At 69.9% G+C, this 24,161-nt stretch carries 15 protein-coding genes; 5 read left to right on the top strand and 10 right to left on the bottom strand.

Going from position 1 to position 24,161, the window contains the following annotated elements:
- The first annotated feature begins 3 nt into the window (after nt 1–3).
- The 4 genes from Pla163_RS13635 to Pla163_RS13620 are packed head-to-tail and all read left to right on the top strand — an operon-like array spanning nt 4 to nt 5,439.
- Entirely contained in the window at nt 4–1,515 is a 1,512-nt protein-coding gene (locus Pla163_RS13635) for an ABC transporter permease (RefSeq protein ID WP_145189430.1), read from the top strand.
- The gene (locus Pla163_RS13630; protein WP_145189427.1) at nt 1,508–3,361 is read left to right on the top strand and encodes an ABC transporter permease; all 1,854 of its coding nucleotides are present in this window, start codon (nt 1,508–1,510) and stop codon (nt 3,359–3,361) included. Before Pla163_RS13635 ends, Pla163_RS13630 begins: the two co-directional genes overlap by 8 nt.
- Nucleotides 3,362–3,364: 3 nt before the next feature.
- Complete coding sequence (locus Pla163_RS13625; RefSeq protein ID WP_145189424.1) at nt 3,365–4,396, top strand: ABC transporter ATP-binding protein; 1,032 nt, start codon at nt 3,365–3,367, stop codon at nt 4,394–4,396.
- 8 nt (nt 4,397–4,404) lie between these two features.
- The gene (locus Pla163_RS13620; RefSeq protein ID WP_145189421.1) at nt 4,405–5,439 is read left to right on the top strand and encodes an ABC transporter ATP-binding protein; all 1,035 of its coding nucleotides are present in this window, start codon (nt 4,405–4,407) and stop codon (nt 5,437–5,439) included.
- A 254-nt stretch (nt 5,440–5,693) separates the two neighbouring features.
- Here Pla163_RS13620 and Pla163_RS13615 read toward each other — a convergent pair whose 3' ends face one another.
- The 10 genes from Pla163_RS13615 to Pla163_RS19090 all read right to left on the bottom strand — a co-directional run bounded on the left by Pla163_RS13615 (nt 5,694) and on the right by Pla163_RS19090 (nt 22,276).
- Nucleotides 5,694–6,440 carry an HAD-IA family hydrolase gene (locus Pla163_RS13615; protein WP_419185937.1) on the bottom strand — a complete coding sequence of 249 codons (747 nt, stop codon included), beginning with the start codon at nt 6,438–6,440 and terminating at the stop codon, nt 5,694–5,696.
- A gap of 538 nt (nt 6,441–6,978) precedes the next feature.
- Nucleotides 6,979–9,621, bottom strand: coding sequence for a hypothetical protein (locus Pla163_RS13610; RefSeq protein WP_145189416.1), 2,643 nt, complete (start codon nt 9,619–9,621; stop codon nt 6,979–6,981).
- A 1,116-nt stretch (nt 9,622–10,737) separates the two neighbouring features.
- Complete coding sequence (locus Pla163_RS13605) at nt 10,738–11,262, bottom strand: ExbD/TolR family protein (RefSeq protein ID WP_145189413.1); 525 nt, start codon at nt 11,260–11,262, stop codon at nt 10,738–10,740.
- 110 nt (nt 11,263–11,372) lie between these two features.
- Nucleotides 11,373–11,840, bottom strand: a complete 468-nt coding sequence (locus tag Pla163_RS13600; RefSeq protein WP_419185936.1) for an ExbD/TolR family protein — start codon at nt 11,838–11,840, stop codon at nt 11,373–11,375.
- A 331-nt stretch (nt 11,841–12,171) separates the two neighbouring features.
- The gene (locus Pla163_RS19100; RefSeq protein ID WP_419185935.1) at nt 12,172–12,888 is read right to left on the bottom strand and encodes a MotA/TolQ/ExbB proton channel family protein; all 717 of its coding nucleotides are present in this window, start codon (nt 12,886–12,888) and stop codon (nt 12,172–12,174) included.
- Nucleotides 12,889–13,345: 457 nt separating this feature from the next.
- Nucleotides 13,346–14,542, bottom strand: a complete 1,197-nt coding sequence (locus tag Pla163_RS13590; RefSeq protein WP_145189404.1) for a tetratricopeptide repeat protein — start codon at nt 14,540–14,542, stop codon at nt 13,346–13,348.
- 56 nt (nt 14,543–14,598) lie between these two features.
- Nucleotides 14,599–17,490, bottom strand: coding sequence for a tetratricopeptide repeat protein (locus Pla163_RS13585; RefSeq protein WP_145189401.1), 2,892 nt, complete (start codon nt 17,488–17,490; stop codon nt 14,599–14,601).
- Nucleotides 17,491–18,163: 673 nt separating this feature from the next.
- Nucleotides 18,164–18,286, bottom strand: a complete 123-nt coding sequence (locus Pla163_RS19095; protein ID WP_419185934.1) for a hypothetical protein — start codon at nt 18,284–18,286, stop codon at nt 18,164–18,166.
- A 181-nt stretch (nt 18,287–18,467) separates the two neighbouring features.
- On the bottom strand, nt 18,468–21,173 hold the full coding sequence (locus tag Pla163_RS13575; RefSeq protein ID WP_145189398.1) for a hypothetical protein: 2,706 nt from the start codon (nt 21,171–21,173) through the stop codon (nt 18,468–18,470).
- A gap of 536 nt (nt 21,174–21,709) precedes the next feature.
- On the bottom strand, nt 21,710–22,276 hold the full coding sequence (locus Pla163_RS19090; RefSeq protein ID WP_419185933.1) for a uracil-DNA glycosylase: 567 nt from the start codon (nt 22,274–22,276) through the stop codon (nt 21,710–21,712).
- Between the two features lie 448 nt (nt 22,277–22,724).
- Here Pla163_RS19090 and Pla163_RS13565 point away from each other — a divergent pair, with 448 nt between their 5' ends.
- Entirely contained in the window at nt 22,725–24,155 is a 1,431-nt protein-coding gene (locus Pla163_RS13565) for a tetratricopeptide repeat protein (protein ID WP_419185932.1), read from the top strand.
- Nucleotides 24,156–24,161: the final 6 nt, after the last annotated feature.

Below are 24,161 nucleotides of genomic sequence, written 5' to 3'. Positions count from 1 at the left end.
AGCGTGCTCGTCTTCATCCTGCGGCGACTGCTGCTCATGATCCCGACGACGCTCGGGGTCGCGGCGGTCGTCTTCACGATCTTCCAAGCTGCTCCCGGCGACGCCGCTACCGTCATGCTCGGTGCGAGCGGCGGCGGTGAGATGGGAGGGAAGTCCGACTTCGAGTCGCGCAAGCGCGCGTTCGAGATCGAACACGGACTGGACCGCAACCCGGTCATCCAGTACCTCGACTACATCGGGCCCTTCAACCTCTCGCGCGACGGGCACTCGTGGTTCGACTCGCCCTACTCCGAACGGGAGGTGGAGCGCGTCGAGCTCGATGGCGGCGGCGAGGCCGTCTACGGCAAGCCGCTGCGGATTCCGTTCCCGCCCGACGTGCCGGAGGAGGTGCGACCGGTCCTGGAGGGTCACGCGCTGACCCTCACCCAGGACGACGCCACCGAGTCCGAGCGGAGCGCCGCGGCGGAAGCACTGGTGGAAGCCGGAGCCGATGCCTGGCCCGCGGTCCTGAGCGCCTTCCAGCGCCAGGAGGTCCGGCTCGACGACCTCGAGACCCTGCGGCGTCTGGACGACGTGGCGAGTCGCATCGTCGCTCGCACGGGCGGCGGCGACGTCGGGTTCGCGAGCCTGCTCGACGGCGACGAGCCGCGGGCCAACGACGTCCTGCGCTCGTGGTTCGGCTGGTACTACACCGAGGGCGGTGGTGACCGCGTCCAGAACTCGGGCGAGAACCCCTGGGGCGGTCTCGTGCTCTTCGACCTCGGCAACGAGATCCAGAGCGGGCTCGACGTCAAGGAGGAGCTCTGGCGGCGCCTCCAGGTCACCGTGCCGCTCTCGATCATCGCGGTGCTCATCAGCTATCTGATCGCGTTGCCGCTCGGAATCTTCTCAGCGCGCAAGCAGGGCACTCTGATCGACTCGTTGATCACGGTCGTCCTCTTCGTCCTCTACTCGATCCCGACGTTCTGGGCCGGACTGATGCTGATCCTGGCGTTCGGCGTCACGGGGCCGGACTGGTACCTGTGGCCGGAGTTGCCCGTGCTCGGGCTGCACGACGCCGACGCCGACACGCTCGGCCCACTGGCCTACGCCTGGGACTACGTCCTGCACATCATCCTGCCGGTCGCGACCCTTTCGTACGGCGGCTTCGCGTACATCTCGCGTCTCATGCGCTCCGGCATGCTCGACGTGATCCGGCAGGACTACATCCGCACCGCGCGTGCGAAGGGCCTGTCGGAGAAGGTCGTCATCTACAAGCACACCCTGCGCAACTCGCTGATCCCCGTGATCACGCTCTTCGCCTCCGTGTTGCCGATCCTGATCGGTGGTGCGGTCATCGTCGAGATGATCTTCAACATCCAAGGCATGGGGAAGTACGCCTACGACGGCCTCCTGCGGCGCGACTTCAACATCATCATGGCCACGACGATCTTCGTCGGCGTGATGACCCAGTTCGGGATCCTGATCTCCGACGTCGTCTACTCGCTCGTCGACCCGAGGATCCGCCATGACTGAGCCGACCACCAGGACCACCGGGAACGACGGTGGGGGCGAGTGGGGCGACGCCGAGGCCGACGGGTCCAAGCACTACTCCAAGGACTACTGGGACATCGTGTTCCACCAGTTGTCGAGGCATCGCCTCTTCAAGGTGGGCGTCGCGGTCCTGGCGCTGATGTACGGCGTCGCGATCTACGCGCCGTTCCTGGCGGGCGACAGGCCCTTCAAGATCACGGGCGTCGACGTGGAGGAGTACGGCACCGCCCTGCGCCTCTTGAGCCCCGTGGCATCCTCGATGCGCGGGCTCGTCCTGCAGAGTCCCGAGGACTACGACGCCAACCGCAGCGAGACGTCTCCGGCCACCCTCGAGGAGGCGATCGCGGTCGAGCGCGAGGCCGCGGCCATCCAGCTCGGGATCCTGCGCACGTACGCTCCGGACGCCGCCGAGGAACCGTTCGACGCCTACGAGGACGCCCTCGACGCGGCGATCGCTGCCTTCGAGAGCGGCGACAGCGACGCCGCCGGCGAGGCGGTGGGCGAGGCGCGGAGCCTCGCGCGCAGCCTGCGCACGAGCCACAAGGGCATCGTTCCGCCCGAGTTGCTCGCCGCGCGCGCAGCCGCCGAAGGCGAGACGGTCGAGTCGAGCGCCGCGGACGAAGAGCCCACCGAGGGCATCGTTCTCGAGCCTCACACCACCTATCCGTTGTGGAGCAACATCGCCTGGTGGGAGCTCGGAATGATGGTCCTGTGGGCCTTCGTCCTGACCTGGCCGCTGTGGAACGCGTTCCTCAACCGCGTGCTCCTGCGCGGTGACCGCGACGCGATCCGAAACTGGCGCATGCGCAAACTCGGCATCGCGTTGGTCGTCCCGGTGATCGCCGCGGTCGCGTGGCTCTTCCTGACCGGTGGAGCGCGCGACACGTTCGACGCCTCGCCGCTCAAGTCCCGACTGACGGCAGGGACCTACCTGTACGTCGAGTCGCCCGTCTTCCCGCTGTTCCCGTACGGCTACTCGGAGACGCACCTGGAGGAGAGCTTCCGGCCGCCGACGTGGACCTCCAAGGGCAAGCTCGACGAGCTCGGGCGCCCCTTGGACTACGAAGCCGACGCGGACTCGGGTGGCATGGAAGCCGAGTTCACGCCGATCGAGGTGCGCTACGGCGAACCCGATCGCAACTCGTTCTGGCGTCACCCCGCTGGGGTCGACGGGCTGGGACGCGACTTCGTCGTGCGGATGATCTGGGGCGGACGGATCAGTCTGGCCGTCGGGATCCTCTCCGCGCTGCTGCTGACGGTGATCGGCGTCGTGATCGGGTCGGTGGCCGGCTACTTCGGCGGGTGGATCGACGTGGTGATCATGCGCTCGATCGAGATCATCCAGTCGATCCCGGCCTTCTTCCTGATCCTGGCGACCATGTCGTTCACGGACCCGGACGTCATCCCGCCGATGTTCGCGATCGTGATCGTGATCGCGCTGATCCGCTGGACCGGCGTGGCACGGCTCGTGCGCGGCGAGTTCCTGCGCCTGCGCGAACAGGAGTTCGTGATCGCCGCGCGGGCGTTGGGCTTCAGTTCGGCGCGCACGATCTTCAAGCACGTGCTTCCGAACGCCCTCAGCCCGGTGCTCGTGGCGGCCGCGTTCGCGGTGGCGTCGGGCATCCTGACCGAGTCGGCCGTGTCGTTCCTCGGCTTCGGCATCCAAGCGCCGAAGGCGTCCTGGGGCAGCCTCGTGAACGTGTCCCGCGATCCCTCGCACTGGTGGGGACAGGTGTTCCCGGGCGTGCTGATCTTCATCACCGTCACCTGCTACAACCTCGTCGGTGACGCCGTTCGCGACGCGCTCGACCCGAAGATGAAGGTCTGATCCATGGGCGAGCAGAACGAAGGACGAGCGGGCAAGCGCGAGCTGCTGCGGCTCGAAGGACTCAAGACGCACTTCCACGTGGAGGAGGGCGTGTCCAAGGCCGTCGACGGCGTGGACTACGCGATCCTCGAGGGCGAGACCCTCGGCGTGGTGGGGGAGTCGGGCTCCGGCAAGTCGGTCACGGCCCTGACGATCATGGGCCTCGTGCCCAGTCCTCCCGGCCGCATCGCCGCGGGCCGCATCCTGTTCGAGGGGCGCGACCTGGTCGGGCTGTCCGAGTCCGAGATGCAGAAGCTGCGCGGCAACGAGATCGGGATGATCTTCCAGGAGCCGATGACCGCGCTGAACCCGGTGTTCACCGTCGGCAACCAGATCGGCGAGACCGTGCGCCTGCACCAGGGGCTGGACGAGATCCAGGCCCGCGCGCGCTCGATCGAGATGCTGGAGCTCGTCGGCATCCCGAGTCCGCACACGCGCGTCGACTGCTATCCGCACGAGCTGTCGGGCGGCATGCGCCAGCGCGTGATGATCGCGATGGCGATGGCGTGCGGACCGAAGCTCCTGATCGCCGACGAGCCGACCACCGCGCTCGACGTGACGATCCAGGCCCAGATCCTCGAGCTGATGCGCGGTCTCCAGGAGGAGCGCGGCATGAGCATCCTGCTCATCACCCACGACCTGGGCGTGGTCGCCGAGAACGCGCACCACGTGGCCGTGATGTACGCCGGCAAGGTCGTCGAGTACGCGAGCGTCGAGGACCTCTTCGAACGGCCGCGCCACCCGTACACGATCGGTCTGCTCCACTCGTTGCCCGATCTGGCGCCGCCCGGCGAACGTCTGAAGACGATCCCCGGCATCGTGCCCAGCGCCTTCGCGTTCCCTAGCGGCTGTCGTTTCCGCACGCGCTGCCCGATCGCCACCTCGAAGTGCGCCGAGATCGAGCCGCCGCTCGTGCCGCTCCCGGGCGAGCCGACGGACACGGATCACGTGCACACCGTCGCCTGTCACCACCTCGATGAGGCGCAGAAGCTGTGAGCACCGGCATGACCACTGGCACGACCACCAGCGCGGCCACGAGCGCCGCCGCCGCCCACGCCGCCGCGCCCCTGCTCGAGGTGCGCGACCTGAAGAAGCACTTCCCGATCTACACGGGGCTCTTCCGCAAGCACACGGGCGACGTGAAAGCCGTCGACGGACTGTCCTTCGACATCGGCCGCACCGAGACGGTCAGCCTCGTGGGTGAGTCGGGCTGTGGCAAGACCACGGCCGGGCGCTCGATCCTGCGCCTGATCGAACCCACGGCCGGCAGCGCGGTCTACCGCGGCGGCGACCGGGCGGTCGACCTGTTCGAGCTCTCCACCGGCGCCATGCGCGAGCGGCGGCGCGACCTGCAGATCATCTTCCAGGACCCGTTCGCGTCCTTGAACCCGCGCATCCCCGTGGCGCGCGCGATCAGCGAGGCGCTCGAGGTGCACGGCATCCTCGAGGGGCGCGACGAGCTCGACCAGAAGGTCGCCGAGCTGATGGAGCTGGTCGGCCTGCGCCCCGAGTACCGCAACCGCTATCCGCACGAGTTCTCCGGCGGTCAGCGCCAGCGCATAGGCATCGCGCGCGCCCTCGCGCTGAAGCCCAAGTTCATCGTCTGCGACGAGGCGGTCAGCGCGCTCGACGTGTCGATCCAGGCCCAGGTGGTGAACCTGCTCAAGGACCTGCAGTCCGAGTTCGACCTGTCGTACCTGTTCATCGCGCACGACCTGTCGGTGGTGAAGTACATCTCGGACCGCATCGCGGTGATGTACCTCGGCCGGATCGTCGAGATCGCGACCGCCGCCGAGCTGTTCGAGAACCCGAGCCACCCGTACACCCAGGCGCTCCTGTCCGCGGTCCCGCGCCCCGAGCCGAGGGCCAAGCGCGAACGCATCATCCTGAAGGGCGACGTGCCGAGTCCGATCGACCCGCCCAGTGGCTGTCACTTCCACACGCGCTGCCCCGTGGCGAAGCCGGAGTGCGCCCAGCGCTATCCGGACCCGGTGAAGCTGTCCGAGACCCACAGCGCGGCCTGCTTGCTGCTCGAGTAGGGCGGCTCGCGAGGCGGTCGGCGCGTCGGGCCCCGTGATCCGGGGCGAGTGTCCGCGGATGGCCCGTCGTCGTCCTCGCTCGCGCGCTGGCATGGGCGTGGGACGCAAGGTGCGGCGCCGTCCGTCCTCGTCCGGGCGACGGCGCGCGAACGGCGTGCTCCGCAGATCCTGCGGCTCGCGCGACCCGTCGCCACCTGAACGGCTCGCGAGCGGACCCGTCGCTCGCTGCGGCGTTGCCAGCCTGCCGCGGCCGATCAGCTCGCGCGGACGAGCTTGGCCGGCATCGCGACGCCGTACTGCTCGCGCAGGATCGTCGCCAGTTCCTCGAAGTCGTCGATCACGTGGTCGGGGCGCACGCCGGTGCCCTCGATGTCCTGCCGCGCGCCGCGTCGGGCCCAGGCCGTGACCATGCCGAGCTGCCGCGGCGGTGCGATGTCGTGCAGCGGATTGTCGCCCACGTACATGACGCGCGGCGCCGCGAGCTTCAAGTCTGCCAGTGCCGTCTGGTAGAGCTTCGGGTTGGGCTTGCTGATCCCGATCTGGTCCGAGATGAAGACGGCGTTCGCGTTCAGGTGGGGGACGAGTCCGAGGCGCACCAGCTTCTCGGCCTGCTTCGCGGTCCAACCGTGCGTGATGATCCCGCGCACCAGTCCGGCGTCGCCGAGGGCATCGAGCAGCGGGATGACGTCCTTGAACGGCTCGAGCTCGCGGAACTTCGTGTCGTGGTACGCGGCCACGCCGGCGGCCACGATGAGCGCGGGGTTCGTGCGCCGCAGCGATTCGGGGCGCAGGCGCTGGAGCAGCTTGTCGAAGTGGTTGTCGTAGTTGGACGAGAACTCGGCGATGACCTCGTCGAGCTCGGCCTGCACGACGGCTTCCGACAGCCCGAGCCCGGCCTCGACCATCGCGCGCACCGCGTTGGAACGCGCGAGCCGGGCGAACGCCGTGGTGGAGAAGAGCGTGTCGTCGAGGTCGAAGAGGACGGCGTCGAGGGAAGCCATGGCCCAAGAGGATAGCCGCGCACCCCCGTTCGCCCGCTCGGTGCCCCGCACACCGGAGCGCGAGCGCGCCGGTGGGAACCGGCCCGACCCGGCTTCCCGAACTGGCATCGAGCCCCGCCGTGCCCAGGGCCACGCGCGGGTCGCGCAGGTTTCTGGGACTTCGTCCGACACGTTCGCGGCCAGCTTCGATCTCCCAGGGGTGGGCGGGGGAGGTGGTGGGGAGGCGGCGGGCCACTCGAGGCCCTGACCAGGGGCGCCCGCGACGCCGCCCGCACCACGAACGGACCACCGCGCCGGCTCGGGCGCGCCTCACGCGCGCGGCCCGGCGCCGCGCGCCCCACGCGCCCCGCCGGGCTGCGCGGCGCACTGGTGCACTGGCGCCCTGCTCGACGCGAGCCCAGCCCCCGGTCACGGGGTCGTCCCCGCCGACCGGACCACCTCGAACGCAGCGCGGGCCGCTCCCCGTGGGGGAGCGGCCCGCGCGCGATCGGCGGGACGGGATCGAATCCCGCGCGCCGGCGATGGAACCCTCTCGGGCTCAGTCGGAGAGACGGGCCGCTTCGTCGCGGATGTCGGTGATCCGAGCGTTCATCAGGATCATCAGGCTCGTGGTCTCGTCGCTGTAGCCCTCGTCCTTGAAGAAGAAGCCGAGGACCGGGATCTTGCCGAGCCACGGCACTTCCGCGCGGCGCTCGACGTTGCGGATCGAGTTCAGGCCACCGATCAGGATCGTGCCGCCGTCCGGGATCGTCGCGGTGCTGCGCAGGCTCTGGACCTCCAGCTGGGGCAGCTGCAGCGTGATCGCCGCGGCCGAGTTGTTACCCAGCGTGGTGGTGAAGGGCGTGATCGTCACGATGCGCGCGACGGTCGGCTGCACCTCGAGGGTCAGGTTCTTGCGGTCCTGGTGCACCGTCGGGCGCACCTGGAGCGAAACGCCCTCGCTGAGCACGTTGATGATCGGGTCGGCGATGAAGGCCGCGGTCGCCACCTCCACGTCGAAGTCCTGCACGTAGGCGCGCTGGTTGATGACCGACACGGCCGCCTGCTGGCTGTTGTAGACGGTCAGCACCTGGCTGTTCACGACCCGGGCGTTGCTCGACTTCTCGACGGCGCGCAGGAGCGGGGACAGCAGGGCGTCGTCGACGATCTGCAGCTGGGTGGTGAGACCACCGACCGAGCTCAGCAGTTGGCCGAGGCTCGAGTCGAAGATGTTCTCCGTGCGCGCCTTGAAGTTGCCGTCCTGGCCGTCGTCGTAGAAGAAGCCGGAGGAGGGCGGACCGGCCGGGTTGTTGCCCTGGCCGCCGTTGTCGAAGCCGTTCGACGTTCCGTCGTCGTTGCCGTTGGTGAAGTCGTCCATGTCCGTGAACGGCGTGCCGGGGTTGTCGAGACCCCGCCAATCCACACCGATCTGCTGCAGCCAGGCATCGGTCACGGTCAGGAACTTCGTGTCCACGGTCACCATCATCGAGGTGAAGCGGCGCAGGTCCTCGAGGAACTGCTCGACCTCGCGGTGCACTTCGAGCGTGTGGACGACGAAGATGCCCGAGCTGTTGTAGGCAGCGGCGGAGACGCCGTCCTGCTCCCAGCTACCGACGGCCACGAACGTGGTGATGAGTTCGGCCAGGGCGTCCGGCTCGAGCTGGATCGACGACTCGCCGATCGTGCCCCAGGGCGTGCCGCCGTCCTCGTCCTCGAGGTCCTCGAGCAGACGGATCCGCTCGATGCGCGGCGCGATGAAGTTCGGCAGCGGCAGGACCAGGTCGTGGATGTCGTAGTACTCGCCCTTCAGCTTGCCGCGGGCGCGTTCCTTCGTGGTGAAGAGCACGGCGCCGACGTCGATCGTCCAGGTGACTTCTTCACCCGACTGCTCGGCGACCAGGTTCAGGGCCTGGGCGATCGAGATCGGGTTGTTGAGCTCGAGCTCGTAGGTCACCCCTTCGTCGAAGACCGCGTTCTCCGCGGCGCTGCTGACGGCGATCGGCACGTCGGTCAGCGCCTGGATCTGGCGCGCGACGGCCATCAGGCTCTCGACGCCGTCGATGCGCAGGCCGCGGACCTGGTCGCGGTCGAGGCGGGCGCGCAGGGCGGCGTCGCTGGGGTTCTCGCTCGAACCGGAGTCCGCGCTGGTGAAGGGAGCGCGGAGTTCGGTCAGCTCGCGCCAGGTGTCCTTGTCCGGCAGCTGGAGCACGTCGGCGTAGGGGATGCGCTGGCTGAGGATGTGGGCCTTCCACTTGCGGAACTGGGTCTGCTTGTTGTCGAGGTACTCGGCCGAGAGCTCTTCGCGGCGGGCCTTGAAGGCGGTGTCGTACAGCTCCTGGGCGCGTTCGTTGCGCGGGTCGTCACGCAGCACTTCCGTGGCCAGCAGTTGTGCGGTCTCGTAGGCCTCGGTCTCGAAGGCCGAGATGCCGTCGGCCAGCAGCGAGTCCAGGCGAGCCTGTTCGCGGGCGCGGGCACTGGCCTCTTCGTCGCGCAGGCGCTGGAGGGTCAGGTCCTCTTCGGCGCGGCGGGCCTGGCGCTCGGACTCGTTGCGCGTGGCCTTGGTCTGGGCGAGCAGGCTCTCCGCCTCTTCGCGGACACCGGTCCAGTCGACGCCCGGGGCGAAGCGCACGAAGTCGAGCGCGACCTCGAACTCGAAGATGGCGGCGTCGAAGTCGCGACGGCCGATGGCGAGCTGACCCTTGCGGATCGCGTCCTTGGCCTGGGCGACGAAGTAGCCGTCGCGCGCGTTCTTCTTCGCGACGCCTTCGTCCTTCACGACGGCGGGCAGTTCCTCGCCGACGAGCGGACCGACGAACTTGAGGCGGTTGCGCACCTCCAGGTCGTCGGGGGAGTAGGCCGCCGCGCGCATCAGCGTGTCGAACGCCTCGCGGTAGAGCTGGCGGTCGACGAGCGCGTCGGCCTCACCGACGAGGGCGTCGACGAACTCGCGTTTCTTCTGCTCCTGCAGCGAGAGACGCTCGCGCTCCTGGGCGAGGAACGCGCTCGTGTCGTCCTGGTTCGCGGGAGCGGAGGCCTCCACGGCGGCGCCATCGGCGTTCACCGCAGGCGTGCCCGTCGCCGTCGACGCGGCGCGGTCAGCACCGCTGCGAGAGCTGTCCTGTGCGGTCTCGTTGGGAGTGGTGGACGCACACGAAGTGAGCGCGAGCACCGACAGAGACAGAGCGACTGCGACCTTGCTCATGGATCCTGATGAGGCGTGGGTTGGCCGGTGCAGCGGGCGAACGGCGACGTGCCGGACGGCGGGCGCTGCGGTCGGTCGCGGGCGGCGGTGTCGGTTCGATCGCGATCGAAACGGACGCGTGCGCGCGGACCGGGATGGGGAGGCCGATTGGGGAATGTGCGGGACGGAACGGCTCGCGAGAAGCCTTGCCGGCGTCGACGGATCCCTACCTGCGCGGCGTCGTTCGGTTGCGCTTCCAGTCGCACCGGGTCGCGAGGACCAGTGGCGCGCGGAAGGCCCACGCACCGCTCCGTCGACCTGGGTCGGCGGCGGGGGAGTGGAGAGCGAGAACGTGGAGGGGGACGGTCCGACGGACCGGATCCCCGGCCCTGGGGACGGGGAGGCCCGGGAGTGTAGCGACCGAGGAGCCGAATCGCAGCGGCGCCGGGCGCAGAATCCTGCTGGAGCGAGCCCCGTTCACCGGTGCGACGGGATGGTTCAGGCCTGGTCGAAGGCGATGGAGATCGAGCCCGTGGTCGCGGGCTCGACCGCTCGGGAGCCGGTCGTCGGAACCGGCCGCGAGCGACCGGAATCGCACGCGTGCTCGATGGGGGCGCGCGCGGTCCGGTCCCGTCCGACGGACGCGTCCGCGATCGCCGCAGGGTCGCCGTGCGGACACCCGGGCGGGCTCGGCGGTCCGTCTGGGATCGAGGTCCTCGAGGCGCGGGTTCGGGTCCGGGGTCTCGGCTCCACCGAAGTCCGCTCCGCCGCGCCGGATCACGTGGACGCCCATCGCGCCGGACCCTCCGCGGCGGGGGCCCGGTCCCAGGGCCCGCCGCGCCGCGGCCAGTGCTGCGTTCCCCCTCGCGCCGGGTCGGGCCGGGGAGGGGAGCCCGCCGCGCCGTCCGTCCGCTCCGGTCGAACGCTCCGGTCCACCGCTCCGGTCCACCGCTCCGGTCCACCGCTCCGGTCCACCGCGCGCGCGGATCGAACCCGAACCCGCGCCCCAAAGCTTCCGAGCATCCGGGCCTCCGTGAACGCCGCGAGCCCGCGCTCCGACCGGTGGCCGGAGCGCGGGCTCGCTCGTTGTCCCGACCTGCGGTGCGGGACCGGGCGGCGCCGTCAGCGCCTTCGCCGTCAGCCCTCGTAGGAGCCGGCGAAGCTGACCTTCGTGAAGCCGGCGTCGAGGACCCGGTCGAGGACGCGCACCACGTCCTCCATCACGATGCCGCGCCGCGGGTCGATCGTCACCGGGCGTTCCGGATCGTCCGAAGCGAAGACGCGCAGGCGGTCGGCCACCTCCTCGATCTGGTCCGAGGTGAACTCACGCGGTCCGATCTTGATGGAGAAGACGCGGTCGACGTAGTTGAAGCGCGGGTGCACGCCGGGCTTGTAGGCGGCGATGCCGTCGGGAGCGCGCTTCTCGCCCTCCACCACCACGTCGAGGCGGATGTCGAGCTTCTCGACCGGATCCACCTGGGTCGTGTTCTGACCGATGTCCTTCGGCAGGTAGGCGGCCAGCTTGCCCTCGAGCTTTTTGAACTTGATCGTGCACATGAAGAAGATCAGCAGCAGGAACGTGACGTCGATCATCGGCGTCATCTCCATGTCTGCCTTGCTCTCGGTGAGCTCCTTCATCTGCTTCTTGCGTCGACTTGCCATGGTTCTGTCCTCGGGAGGCTCGGGCCTCGGTGCGTACTGCCGTCTCGTGCTGGCGTTTCGTACTGCCGTTTCGTTCTGCCGATGTTCCTGACTCTCGTTCTGTGACCCGATCAGGCGTCCGGAACCTTGGCGGCGAGTTCGACCTTCCAGATCTTGATGTTCTGGTCGGCGCACATCTCCATGATCTTCTGGATCTCACGGAAGGGCGTGAACTCGTCGGCGCGGATCAGGACAGGGTCGTCGGGGTAGTCGTCGACCTTCTCCATCTGTTCGGCCATCGTCCGCAGGAAGTTGGACACGCGGCTGCGGTCCGTGTTGCCGTCGGCCGGATCGAACAGCACATCGCGCTTCACGATGATCTTGCCGTCCTGACGGATGTTGAGGATCGGACGCTTGGCGTTCGGGTCCGGCTTGTCCTCCTGGGCCTTCTCGGCCATCGGCAGCTCGAGGTCCTCGAGCTCCTGCTGGGAGAGGTCCGTGATGATCATGAAGAAGATGATGAGCAAGAACACGACGTCGATCATCGGCGTCATGTTCATCTCCATGTCGGTCTCGGCGTCGTGCTTCGCGATGTTCATCTTGGGAGCCTGCGTGGGGCCGTCGGAGCCCGTGGTCGAGGTGCCGGGCCGCTCGTGAGCGGCGCGGGCGCCCGTGGAAGAGAGAGCGCAGCCAGCGCGGATCGGTTCAGCGCGGATCGGTTCAGCGCGGAACCGCCGCATCCGGGCCGCAGGGGTCGCTCGCGACCCTCTGCGTGTGACCCGAGCCCGTCCGTCCACCGAGCACGGGGACGGGGCGATCGGGGCCGGCGGATCGGAGCCGGCCGGATCGGGGACGGCCGGTTCGGGGACGGCGGCGGCCGTAGCCGCCGCCGCGTGTTCCCCGGGCGGACCTACCGACCCCTGGGCCGAACTACTGGCGCAGGGCGGCTTCGCCCGGACGGAAGCGCTCGAACAGGTCTTCGACGATCGCGCCGACCTCGATGACCGAGCGCACCAGGTTGTTGCGCAGGAAGGCGAAGGCGGCCGTGGTCGGGATGGCGACCAGGAGACCGAACATCGTCGTCAGAAGAGCGATCGAGATACCTTCGGCGAGCTCGGCCGGCGACGCCTGACCCTGGGTGGCGGAGATCGTCTTGAACGCCAGGATCATGCCCCACACCGTGCCGAGCAGACCCACCATGGGGGCCACGTTCGCCAGCAGGGCGAGCCATCCGATCTTCTGGTGCAGGCGGATGGACTCTTCGTCGCCCATCTCCTCGATCGCGGTCTCGATCACGGTGAAGTCGTGACCGATCTTCGAGATGCCGGCGCCGCAGACCTTCGTGAAGAAGGAGGGCTGGTCCTCGCAGAGTTCCATGGCCTCTTGGAACTGGTCCTCGTCGAAGAGGGCCTGGACCTCGTCGATGAGTTCCGGCGGGGCCAGCTTGTCGCGCTTGAGCGAGATGAAGCCCTCGATCGTCAGAGCGAGCGAGATGATCGACAGCAGGATCAGGAAGTAGCCGAAGCCACCAGCGTCGGTGATCAGCTCACTGACGGTGACATCGGGCGTTTTGGACTGAGCGAAGGCCGTGCCGGCGAAGGCAGCGAAGGCCGTCATGCTCAGGGCGGTCTTGATGGGGGCGTTCATCCGGAAGGGAACTCCTTGAAGGCGCGTGGAGCGAGGGTCTGGATCACGGTCGGTCCGTTTCGAGCCGCTCGCAATCCTCTGTCTCGAACCGCGGCCACGTGGACGGCGGAGCGAGGAGGGGAGCGAGAGTCGGAGCGAAGCCGGGTCGCGGCGGTGGGCCAGGGACGGACGGTGTGCCGTCGTTCCTGGTGGTCCGGGTGCCGCGCGCGTTCCTGGGGGGGACGCGGCCGACAGTGCGATGGATGGGGTCGTGTGGGGAAGATCGGCCCCGACCGGTCCGCGCGCGAGGCGCCTTCGAGTCGGGGTGGGTCCGGCGCGCCCGTGCGGCCGGTGGATGTGGAGGGCAGATGGTAGGGAGCGCGGGCCCCGACTGGAACTACCGGCTGGATTCCGATGGTGCTCCCGCCGTCGAGTCCCCGGGACCCGCCAGCGGGCCCCGTTCCTCATCTGCCGTCCGTCACTCGCCGAGGGTGGCGAGCAGTTCGCGCGCCGGACGGGCTGAGGGCGTGTCCGGGAAGCGGTCGAGGATCGCACCGAGCCACTGCTTGGCGAGGATGCGCGCGTCTGTATCCCCCAGGGTGAGGGTAGTTGCGGCCTGACCCAGAAGGGCGCGCGCCACGAGGTCCCGATCGCCGAAGGCGGTGGCGGAGACGATCGCGTACTCGAGCTGTGCGGCGCGCGGTTCACCGCCGGTCTCGAAGCCGCGCGCGAGGCCGATGCGAGCCTCGAAGCGGGCCTGGGCGGTGCTCAGTTGGCTGCCGTCGACGCGGCTCTTGAAGAAGCTGCGCGCCTGGGTGCCCTTGTCGCTCTGGAGCAGGATCCAGCCTTCGCCGAGCTGGGCGCGCTCGCGCAGGGCCTGGGCCTGCGCGGCGAGGGGATCGGTGGCTTCGAGCGACGCGGCGAGCGCCGTCGACTTCTCCTCGAGCGCCGCGAACAGGTCGCGCGCCTTGCTCGCGTCGTCCCCTTCGAGGGCCGCATGGGCGCCGGCCAGTCCGGCCTCGAGGCAAGCGATCGGCTCGTAGCCGGTCTTGGCCTGCGTGCCGTCGAACTCGCCGAACAGCGCCGCGTAGCCGTCGGCCGCCGCGCCGAACTCGCCGACCAGGTGGGCGAGACGCGCCTGCCAGCGGCGGGCCAGCGGCAGGTCGCGGTGGTCCGAGAAGTCGGAGACGAAGCGGTCGGCGAGGGAGCGCGCGCGACCCAGGGCCGCGGCGTCGCTGCCCGACAGTCCGATCTCGGCCTCGATCGCCTGGAGCAACGCGACGGCGCGCACGGGCGTGCGCACGGAACTGGTGTCCGCCACGTCCTTGAACGCGGTCGCGGCTTCGGCGAAGCGCCGTGCCTTCAGGTGTTTCTCGCCGTCCTCGAACTCGCGCGGCACGCGGTTCAGTTGGATGCGCAGCACCTTGTCGGCCTTGTAGCCGGTCTCCTTGCCGTCGACCTCGATCACCACCTCGTCGAGGCGCGCCTCCACGATCGTGCCGGCCACGGGGACCTCGGCGTCGCGGCGTCCGCGGATGACGACCAGGTCCGGTCGGCCTTCCTGGACGGCGCGCAGGTTCGCTTCGAAGGCGCTGGACGCGGGTGCGAGCGACGGTGCGGCGACGGCCGGCCCGGCGGCGAACGGAATGGCGGTGAGGAGCAGTGCGGTGAACATCGTGAAGGACCCGGCGTGCGACGGACGGAGGGTGGAGGAGGAGGAAGAGGGACCCATCACTTGGCGAGTCGGTCGAGCCAGCGGAAGCGCGCGGCGACCGACGGGTCGCAGCCCGACTCGGTCATGAAGTCGAAGTCGTTGCCGTAGTCGCGTTTGAACGTCGTCAGGATCTGACGCAGGTTGAACTGGTGCTGGGTGTCGACCTTGCTCCACTGGTACAGGGTCCACAGCTCGAGGAAACGCGCGTCGAACCACGGCGGGGTGTAGGACTCGAGCGACGAGTTGCCGCTGCGCTTGGTGGCCCACTTGTAGGCCTTCTCGAGTTCCGCGGCGCCACCGACGCCGGCCATGACCTCGGGGTCGGTCGCGTCGCCCTTCATCCAGCCGGCGACCGACTTGATGTAGGCCTCGACCACGTCGCCCGAGGGGCTCTTGGCCTCCTTGTCGTCCGGGTCCGGCACGAGCGGCGCGAGGATCCCGTGGGCCTCGGGCAGACGGTCCAGTTGGATGTAGACCACGCCCAGGTCGGGCTTGACGAAGGCCTCGAGCTTGTCGGCCTGGGTCTCGTCGTCCGCGAACGCGGTGTTGATGCGCTCGAGGGTCGTGAGCGCGTCCTCGTAGCGGCCCAACTCGATCCACAGCTTCGACTCGATGCGCAACAGGTCGAACGAGGCCTTCTTCGAGAGGCGGTTCCGAAGTTCGACGACCTTGCTGAGGGGCTCGAGCACCTTGGTGCGCTCGGCGGTGCCGGCGTCGGTCGTGCGGTAGGTCTCCCACAGCGGCGTGAACAGGTAGCCCGTCGCCGCCAGGGTCTGGGACGAGTCGGGGAAGCGCTTGCTCAGCTCTTCCATGAGCTCGAGCGCGCGATCGATCTGGCCCAGTTCGACCGCGGCGCGCACGGCTTTCGCGAGTGCGGAGTCGTGGTACTCGGCCTGGTCGGGGAACTCTCTCGGGAAGTTCGCGAAGGTCTCGAGGGCCTTCGACCAGTTCGCGCGGTCGAGGGCCACTTCGCCGCCGAAGAAGCGCACCCGGACGCGGGAGCCCTCGAGCTGGGCGCGGATCCCGTCGTCGCTCGTGGTGGCGAGTTCGTCCTCGTAGGCCGCGAAGGCCTCGGCCGCCTTGGCCAGGTCGCCGGCCCTGTAGTAGCAGAGGCCGATCATCGAACGCGCGATGCCGTAGTACTTCGAGGACTCGGGGACTTCGGCGAAACGGCCGGCGGCCTCCGCGTAGGTCGCGGCGCGGCCATTACTCTCGGCCTCCTGGTACTTCTGCTGCGCCAGGTCGTGGATGACGTCGGTCTCACCCGCTTTCACGTGGATCTGCACGAGAGCGGCGAGTTGCTGCTGCGTCTCCTTGAACAGCTTCGACTCGGGGTCGACGCGCATGAAGCGACCGAACTGGTCGTACGCCGACTTCGCGTTCATGCTGTCGCGCACTTCGTCGCCCGCGTAGGACACCACGCCCTCGCGGTGGGCCATGGCCGCTTCGAGCAGGCGTCCCTGCCGGCGGTACGTGTCGCCCATGTACCAGCAGACTTCGCCGCCGTACAGGGAAGCGTTGATCGGATCGCCCTGCACCGCCGTGAGCACGCGGCGGAAGGCGGACAGCGCGGCCTCGTAGTCGCGCGCGTCGTACGCACCCCTCGCGGCCTGCATCAGCACCTCGGGGCCGAAGCTGAGTCCGGGGCTCTCGATCAGGTCGTTGATCAGGCCCTTGGCGCGCGCGGCGGCCAGGCTGTTGCTGCCTTCGGCCTGGTCGAGCGCGAGCGTCAGGGCGAGCTCGAGCGCGGGACGCATGGAGCGCTTGCCCAGGCCCTTCGCCTCGGCCTCCTCCTCGGTCTGGAACCAGGCGTAGTCGGCCGCTGCCGGCGTGCCGCCCACGACTCCGCCGGCGTCGAACAGCGCACGGGCCGCGGCCACCATGGCCAGTTCACCCCGGGCGCTCACGTCGAAGCCCTCGAGGTTCCGCATGTTCAGAAGGTGCAGGCCGGCGTTGGCGGCGCGCGCCGTGTTGCCCGCTTGCATGTGCGCCTCGATCATCGGCGGCGTCACGAACTCGAGGTACGACCAACGGAAGTTCTTCTGCGGATCGTTGAGGTACTCGCGCAGGTCCATCCACGTGTCGCGTTCGAATGGGATCGAGTTCTCGGCCACGTACTCGAACGTGTCGGCCGCGTCGGCGATCTGGCCCTTCGCCAGGTAGACCTCGCCCAGGACCATGAAGGCCTGTTGGGGGAACGACGAGTCGGAGGGGGCGAAGAACGCCACCTCGCCCATCTCGTCCTCGGCCAGGGTCAGGTAGCCCTCGCCATCCGCCGCGGCGCGGCCCAGCGTCAGGAGCAGGCGACCGCGGTCGATGCGCATGTTCCAGAGCTGGTTCTCCTGGGACTCGGTGCGATCCTCGATGTCCTGCAGGCGGGCGATCGCTTCCGAGGCGTTGGAGAGCACGCGCGCGACCCGCTCCTCGATCGCGGAGCGCAGGCGCTGCTGTTCCTCGCCCGCGGCCTCCTCGACCAGGTCCGACATGTGCGTCGAGTAGTCGCGCGCCACGCCGATGTAGTTGCGTTGGGCCTCGGCCACCAGCGCCGAAGCGGGGTAGGAGTCGAGGAACGCGCTGTAGCTGTCGAGGGCCTGGTCGAACAGACCTTCGCGCAGACTGTCGTCCCCGATCGTGCGCGCTCCGGCCGCGAAGACGTCGGCCCGCGTCAGCGCCAGGGCTTCGCGCTGTTCACCGGTGAGGTCGGCACCTTCGAGTCCGTTGAGCACCGCGTCCGCGAGGTCGAGGAACTGCCAGGAGCTGGCGAGTCCGCGCGCGTACTCGATCTGGTCGGAGATCCGCGTGGCCGACAGGTCCTGGGCGGACGCGATCGGGGCCGACGCGAGACTCGCTCCGAGCACGAAGCTCGGCGCGATGGCGGAAAGGAGAACGGAAGCGATCGGTCGGCGCATCGAAGGGTGCGGGTCGCTGTCGAGGTGGACCGTCGCGCTCTCGCACCGTGGGTCGGCGCGCGCGGCGGTGGTGATGGGCGCGCTCTCGTGGATCGAGGAGCGCGGTGTTCGGTGGCGCGGTGTTCGGTGGCGCGGTGCTGGATCGCGCGGTACGAGGTCGCGCGGTGTTCGGTCGCGCGGTGTCGGGACGAGCCGCGATCGGTCGCGCGGCGCGTTCTTGAATCGGCGCGGTTCGGAGCGGCGCGGTTCGGAGCGGGGCGGTTCGGAGCGAGGTCCACCCCGTCGCCTGGGCGGGCGAGAGGAACGAGACCTCGGAGCGTCCCGCCGGTCGCGGTGCTCCGGGGCCAGCGGGGTCCCCGCGTCGTGATGGGCTACCCGGTGGGATCGGCGGTGTTTCGAACGGGAGCCGAACTGATGGGGTTCAGTGCGGAGCACCCGGCGCCCCAGGAATCGCGCACCGGGGCGGGTGCGGGGGGTCCAGGGCGCAGCAGACTAACCGACATGGGGGCGGGACCACACCCGCGGCCCAGGTTTGAGAGGTCCGGCCCGCGTGCAGCGCGTCGAACGTCACCGGCGCTCCGGTCGCATCGACGGCTCACGCGGCCCGAACGCGCGCGTGGAGCGGGGGCGACGGGTTCTCCGGTCGGCGACGGCGTCCGAACCGCTGCGAACGTCAGGGGCGCTGCGGTCGGCGAGACTCGGACGGCACGAACCGGTCGTCGAACCAGTCGTCGAACCAGTCGTCGAACCAGTCGTCGAGCCGGTCGTCGAACCGGTCGTCGAACAGGTCGTCCACCCGCGGAGTGCACTCCGCCGCGCAGACCCAGCGACCGAAAGACCGAGCACGGCGACGACGGGTGGTCGCGCGCGAACGAAGTGGGGGCCAGCCATGCAGCAGGCCCGACCGCGCGTGCGCGATCGGGCCTGCTGCTGCCCACCTCACGGCGAACCGTGGGGGGCGCGTCCGGGTCGGACGCTCAGCGAATCGGGCCGAGCTCGACGGGCGAGGGCGCCATCTCCTGCGGGATGATGATGTTCGCCGTCAGCAGGATGAGCGTCTTGCGGTTGTCGATGAAGTTGGCCTTGCGCTCGAAGAAGAGGCTGACGATCGGGATGTTGCGCAGGATCGGCACACCGGACTCGTCGTTCTTGTTCGTGTGCAGGCGCAGGCCACCGAGCAGGATCGTGCCGCCGTCGGGGACGGAGACGACCGTGCGCAGGCGCTGGATCTCCAACTCGGGCAGTTGGATCTCGACCGTCGTCGCCACGTTCAAAGTGGTGATGAAGCTCGCGATCGGCTGGGTCAGCACGGCCACCGTCGGACGCAGGTCGAGGGTGATGAAGCGGCGGTCGGCCGACACCACCGGGCGCACGTCGAGCACGACGCCGTCCTGGATGACCTGGATCACCGGGTCCGCGATCGAGGACGCCGTGGCGATCTCGACGTTGTAGTCCTGCACGTAGGCGAACTGGTTCAGCACCTGCAGGCTGGCCCGCGCGCTGTTGAACACGAGCAGGCGCGGTGCGGTGACCACTTCGACGCGTTCGGCCTTGCTCACGGCGCGCAGCAGCATCTCGAGCTGCAGGTCGCCGAGGTAGGTCCAGGAGCCGGAGAAGCCACCGGTGGCCTGGAAGTCGTCCCGACCGATCGTGGTGTCGAACAGGTTCTCGACGCGACCGGCGACCGACTCGCCGTTGCCGGCGTCGAAGAAGACGCCCGTGTCACTGGTCAGGCCGATCGTGTCGTTCAGACCGTCGGACTGGGTGCCGGTGGGACCGAAGTCGTCGAACTGGTTGCCGTCGCCGAGGCCCGGCGCACCGAGGCCGCGGAAGTCGACGCCGATCTCCTCGAGGAAGGAGTCCTGCACGCGCAGGAAGCGGGTCTGGATGTCGACCATGATTCCTGCCAGGGCGCGCAGGTCCTCGAGGAGGTCCTTGATCTGCCCGTGGACCTCGGGGGTCTGGTAGACGGTGAGCACGCCGGTCTCGGTCAGCTCGATCGAACCGCCGTCCCAGGAGTCGGGCGACACGTTCTCTTCGATCAGACCGACGAGTTCGTCGCCGGTGAGGACCGTGGCCTCGATGTCGAGTTCTTCGTCCTCGACGTACTCGATGCCCTCGGAGGGCTGCACGTTGATCTCCGGACCGGGGAAGTCGCGCGGGGCGCGGATCAGGTCGCGCACCTCGTAGGTCTGCAGCCCGTAGCTGCCGACCTCTTCCTCGGCGGTGACGAACTTGACCGTTCCGTCCTGGATGGTCCAGCGCACGGCGTCGGAGGTGAGCGCGATCAGCTCGAGCACCTCGAAGACCGAGCGGTCGCCCATGTTCAGGTTCACCGCGGTCTCCTCCTCGTCGAGGTCCTTGACCTCGGCCGAGAGGAGGAAGTTCACGCCCGTGTTCTGGGAGAGGAACGCGGCGACGGCCTGCAGCGGCGCGCCTTCTTCACCGTCGCCGAAGCGAGCGGGGACGCGCTCGGAGCGCAGCAGGTTCGTGACGCGCGTGCGCTCGGGGCTCTCGCCCACGCCGGCGCTCGTGAAGCCGTGGGGCTCGCGGTCGTAGACCTCGCTCCAGCGCTCGCGGTCGTACTTGAGCGCTTCGACCTGGGGCACGTCGCTCTGCTCCAGATCCGCCATCGTGCGGATCCACTGCTCGCGGTAGCTCTTGCGCAGGTCGGCGTCGACCTTGTTGAGCTGCGCGACGTTCGCGATCTCGCGCATCTCCTTGGCGGACTGGTTGCCCGGGTCCCAGGTCAGGATCAGCTCGGCCTTCGAACGGGCCTCGTCGTAGTCGTCGGCGAGGAAGGCCTGGTGCGCGTCGGCGTACCACTTCTTGAGCTTGCGCTCGCGGTACTCCTGTTCCTCGCGCTCGGCCTCGGCGCGGTCGCGGGCGGCGTCGTCGATCGCCATCTGCTCGCGTCGCACGACGGCGTCGTCCTTGGCGGCGTTCGCGTTGTCGATGCGGCGCTGGACGATCTCGAGGTCGAGGTCACCGGTGCGGATCAGCGGCTGCATCATCAGGATGTTGCGCGCGCGTCCGTAGGCCTGGATGGCTTCGGTGAAGTTGCCGAGGCGCATGGCGTTGTCGCCCTTGAGCAGCTCGTCCTCCGCCTCGATCTTCGCCAGCTGCTGACGCACCAGCGTGATGTTCGCCTGGTCCTGCAGCATGTCGCCGGCTTCGATCAGGTCGTCGCCGAGCGTCGCACGCACGCGACGCAGACCGTCCTGGGCGGGGACGCTGTTGGGATCGAGCGTCAGCGCGTGGGCGTAGGCCACGAGCGCTTCCTCGAGTTGAGCGCGGTCGTAGTACGCGTCGCCCTGGGCCAGGTACTCCTGGACCATGAGCTGCGTGCGCTCGGCGCGGCGCTTGGCCGTGTCGACGAAGTCCTGGGTGTCCTGACCCGGCTCGGCCGAACCGTTCGCGGCCAGCGACGCTTCGGCGGTGCGACCGCTCAGCGACGCGACCGGCGTGGTGGCCACCGCTTCGATCGCGAGCGTCGATTCGGTGCCGCTCGATTCGGTGCCGCTCGTGCGGGCGGAGTGTTCCGCCGCGAGCGTGCTCGCATCGGTGTCCGCGGCCACGTTGCCGTTCGCCGCGCCGTTCGTGCCGGTGGAGGCACAGGCGGTCAACGTGAACAGGGCGGCGGAGGGAAGGAGCAGGGGGAGGAGCAGGGTGCGAACGCGCATGGATGGATGGGTGCGTTGCTCCGGGACGACGCGTCGTCGTGAGGTTCCGTGCGCACGGCGCGTGGAACGGATCGACGGTCGAAGCCCGATGGGCGGGGAGGAACGGCGGGCACGCGACGGCCGGATGGGCTGTCGCGCGTCGACGCTCGTGTGGGGGTGTACCGAGGGAGGGGGGAACGGCCGTGGAGCGAGTCCGCGGTCGAGTCCGATGGGCGCTGGGTCGAAGGACCGTACGAGGGCCGCGCGGGCTCTCGGGGTCACGCCCGTTGGGTGTCGCGATCGGCGGCCTCGGAGCGGACCGACGCACGCCGCTCGAGCGGAGTGCGATGGTCCGAGGACGCGTGGGCGACGGACGAGAAGGCTGGGGAGAATAGCGGTGCCCCAAGAGGGGGTCAACCAAGCCGAAAGGGGTGGCGGACCCGGGAAGGACACGTCGGGCACCCCTACCGCGCGGTGCCGGGCCGGCTACCGAGCGATCGGGCCCATGGGATCGAGCGCCGTCGCACGCTGCTCACCGCTCCGACCGCGTTCGCCGATCAGCGGGCCAACTCGGCCATGGCCAACTGGATGTCGGCCCAGCACTCGCGCTTCTTCGACGGAGTCCGCAGCAGGTAGGCCGGGTGGTAGGTGGGGACGATGGCGCGGCCGTCGCGCTGGACCACCTGGCCCCGCAGACGCCCCATCGAAGCGGTGTTCTGGAGCATGTGGGTCCCCGCGTGGCGACCCAGGGGCACGATCACCTTCGGATCCACGAGCTCGATCTGCCGGGCGAGGAAGGGGGCGCAGGTGGCCTTCTCCTCGGGCAGGGGGTCGCGGTTGCCGGGCGGGCGGCACTTCACCACGTTGGCGATGTAGACGTCCTGGGCCCGGTCCAGGCCCATGCCCTTGGCGATGATGTCCGTCAGGAGCTGTCCAGAGGGCCCGACGAAGGGTTTACCCTGAGCGTCTTCCTCCTGGCCCGGGGCCTCGCCCACGAACATGAGGCGCGCGGTCGGGTTCCCGTCGGCGAAGACGGTCCGGGTGCGGGCGGTGCACAGGGCGCAGGCCCGGCAGCCGGCCACGGCGGCCTCCAGCTCGTCGAGGGTGCTGGCGGCGGCCGCCACGGCGGCGGTGGGCGGAGGGCCGGTGGGCGGGGGGGCGGTCCGGGTGGACGGCGCGACGGCGGAGGGGGCCGCCTGGGACGGGCGTGGACCCCGTTGGGGGCCTCCGGCCGCCGGAGGGGCCGGTCGGGTCTGGCGGGTCGCCGATGCCGCTACTGCTGCGCTCGCCTCAGCGGCCGGTCGCGCGGCCCGCTGCTGCGGCTCGGCCCCCGGGTGCGGGGTCGGAGCCCCGGCCCGGCCCGGTGCGGGCTGGATCGCCGCGAGTCTCGGCGCGCGGCCCGCCGGCCGGCCCAGGCCCTGGGCGCGGCGCGCCAGGCGCTCGGCGGCGCGGACCAGAGCGGCCAGTTCGTCGGCCGGATCGGCTCGGGGGGTGGACGGGTCCATCGGTCGCCCGAGGATGCCAGGCCGCCGGCGACGGCGCGAGGTCCGCGCGCCGCTATCCTCCCGCGGCATGTCCGAGTCCTCGCCGTCGTCCGCCTCCGCCCCTGCTCCTCGCCCCGTGCCCGCCGGCGTGCTCGGTGCCCTGCCGCGCTGGTGCGCCCTGGTCGCCGCGCTCGCTCTGGTCCTGCCCGCGGGGTGTGACGACGGCGGGAGCGCGTCGGACCTGCCGGTCTCCGCCTACGCCGGTTCGCGCAGCACCGATCCCCAGGTGGTGGCCGCCCGGGCGGCCCTCGACCACCGTCGCCTGGCCGAGGCCCGCGCGCTGGTCGACGAAGTGGCGCTCGCCGCCGGCACCGAAGAGCCGCTCCTGCGCGCGCGCCTGGCCGACATGGAGGGCGACCTCTTCGAAGCGGTGCGACTCCTGCGGCAGGCGTCGACGGAGCGGCCCGGCGACCCGCGACCGGTCGCCGCGCTGGTCGAGATCTTCGCCTGGCGCGGACGACTCGACGACGCGCAGGCCGAACTCGACGCGGCGCGCGCGGCCCACGGTCGTGTGCCCGAACTCGTGCGTGCGCACGGCGTGCTCGGCATCTGCACACCGGGTGGAGCGCGCAGTGGACTCGAGCTCCTGCTCGAGGCCCAGCGCGCGGATCCGACCCTGCCGTTCGTCGAGCGCGCGCTCGGTGCCGCGTACCTGCTCGCGTCACAGAGTGCCCTGCGCTCGGGCGACGTGGCCACGGCGGTGGACACCGCGCGCAAGGCCGTCGAGCACACGCCCGACGAGGTCCGTGCGCGCGAAGCGTTGGCCGATGCGCTCGCCACCGGCGCGGACCTCGAACGCGCGGTCGAGCTGTACGAGAGCCTCCTGGCCGAAGGGCTCGACGTGCGCGCGAAGCTGACGGGCAGCCTGCGCGCCGCGGCGACGGCGGCGATGGTCGCGGCGCTCGAACTCGACGCGGCGGGACGCGAGCGCACCGACGAGGATCGCGAGCGTTGGTACCTGCGCATGTGCGAGTTGGGCGTCGCGCGCGAAGACCTCGGTCAGGGGCGCGCGTTCCTCCAGGCGCGCGCGCGGGTGGCGGTGGACGCGGCCTTCGACGCGCTCGACTCGGTCGCGACGCGCGAAGGGCTGATCGCGAAGGGCTATCCCGCCGCGGAGCTCGAACGCCTGAACGTCGAGTCGCGCGCCGCGGCCGCCGCGGCGATCGAACGCGCGCTCGTGCTCGATCCCCATTCGTTCAGCGCGCGCGGTCTGAAGGGCGAGATGCTGCTCGAGGGCGAGCGCTTCTCCGACGCCGCCGTCGTGTTCGAGGGACTGTGCGCGGAAGTGGGGGACCGCATCGACGAACTGCCGCTGGCCCTGCACATCAAGGCGGCGGAGGCATGGCTCGGGGCTGGCGACACCCAGCGGGCGCGCGATGCGCTGTTGGCCTATCTGGCCGCGAATCCGAGCGGTCTGTGGGAGAACGAGACCCACGCCCTGTTGGACACGATCCCCTGAGTTCGA

The organism is Rohdeia mirabilis, from assembly GCA_007750655.1.
Lineage (GTDB): Bacteria > Planctomycetota > UBA1135 > UBA1135.
This window is presented reverse-complemented; position numbering and strand designations above follow the sequence as displayed.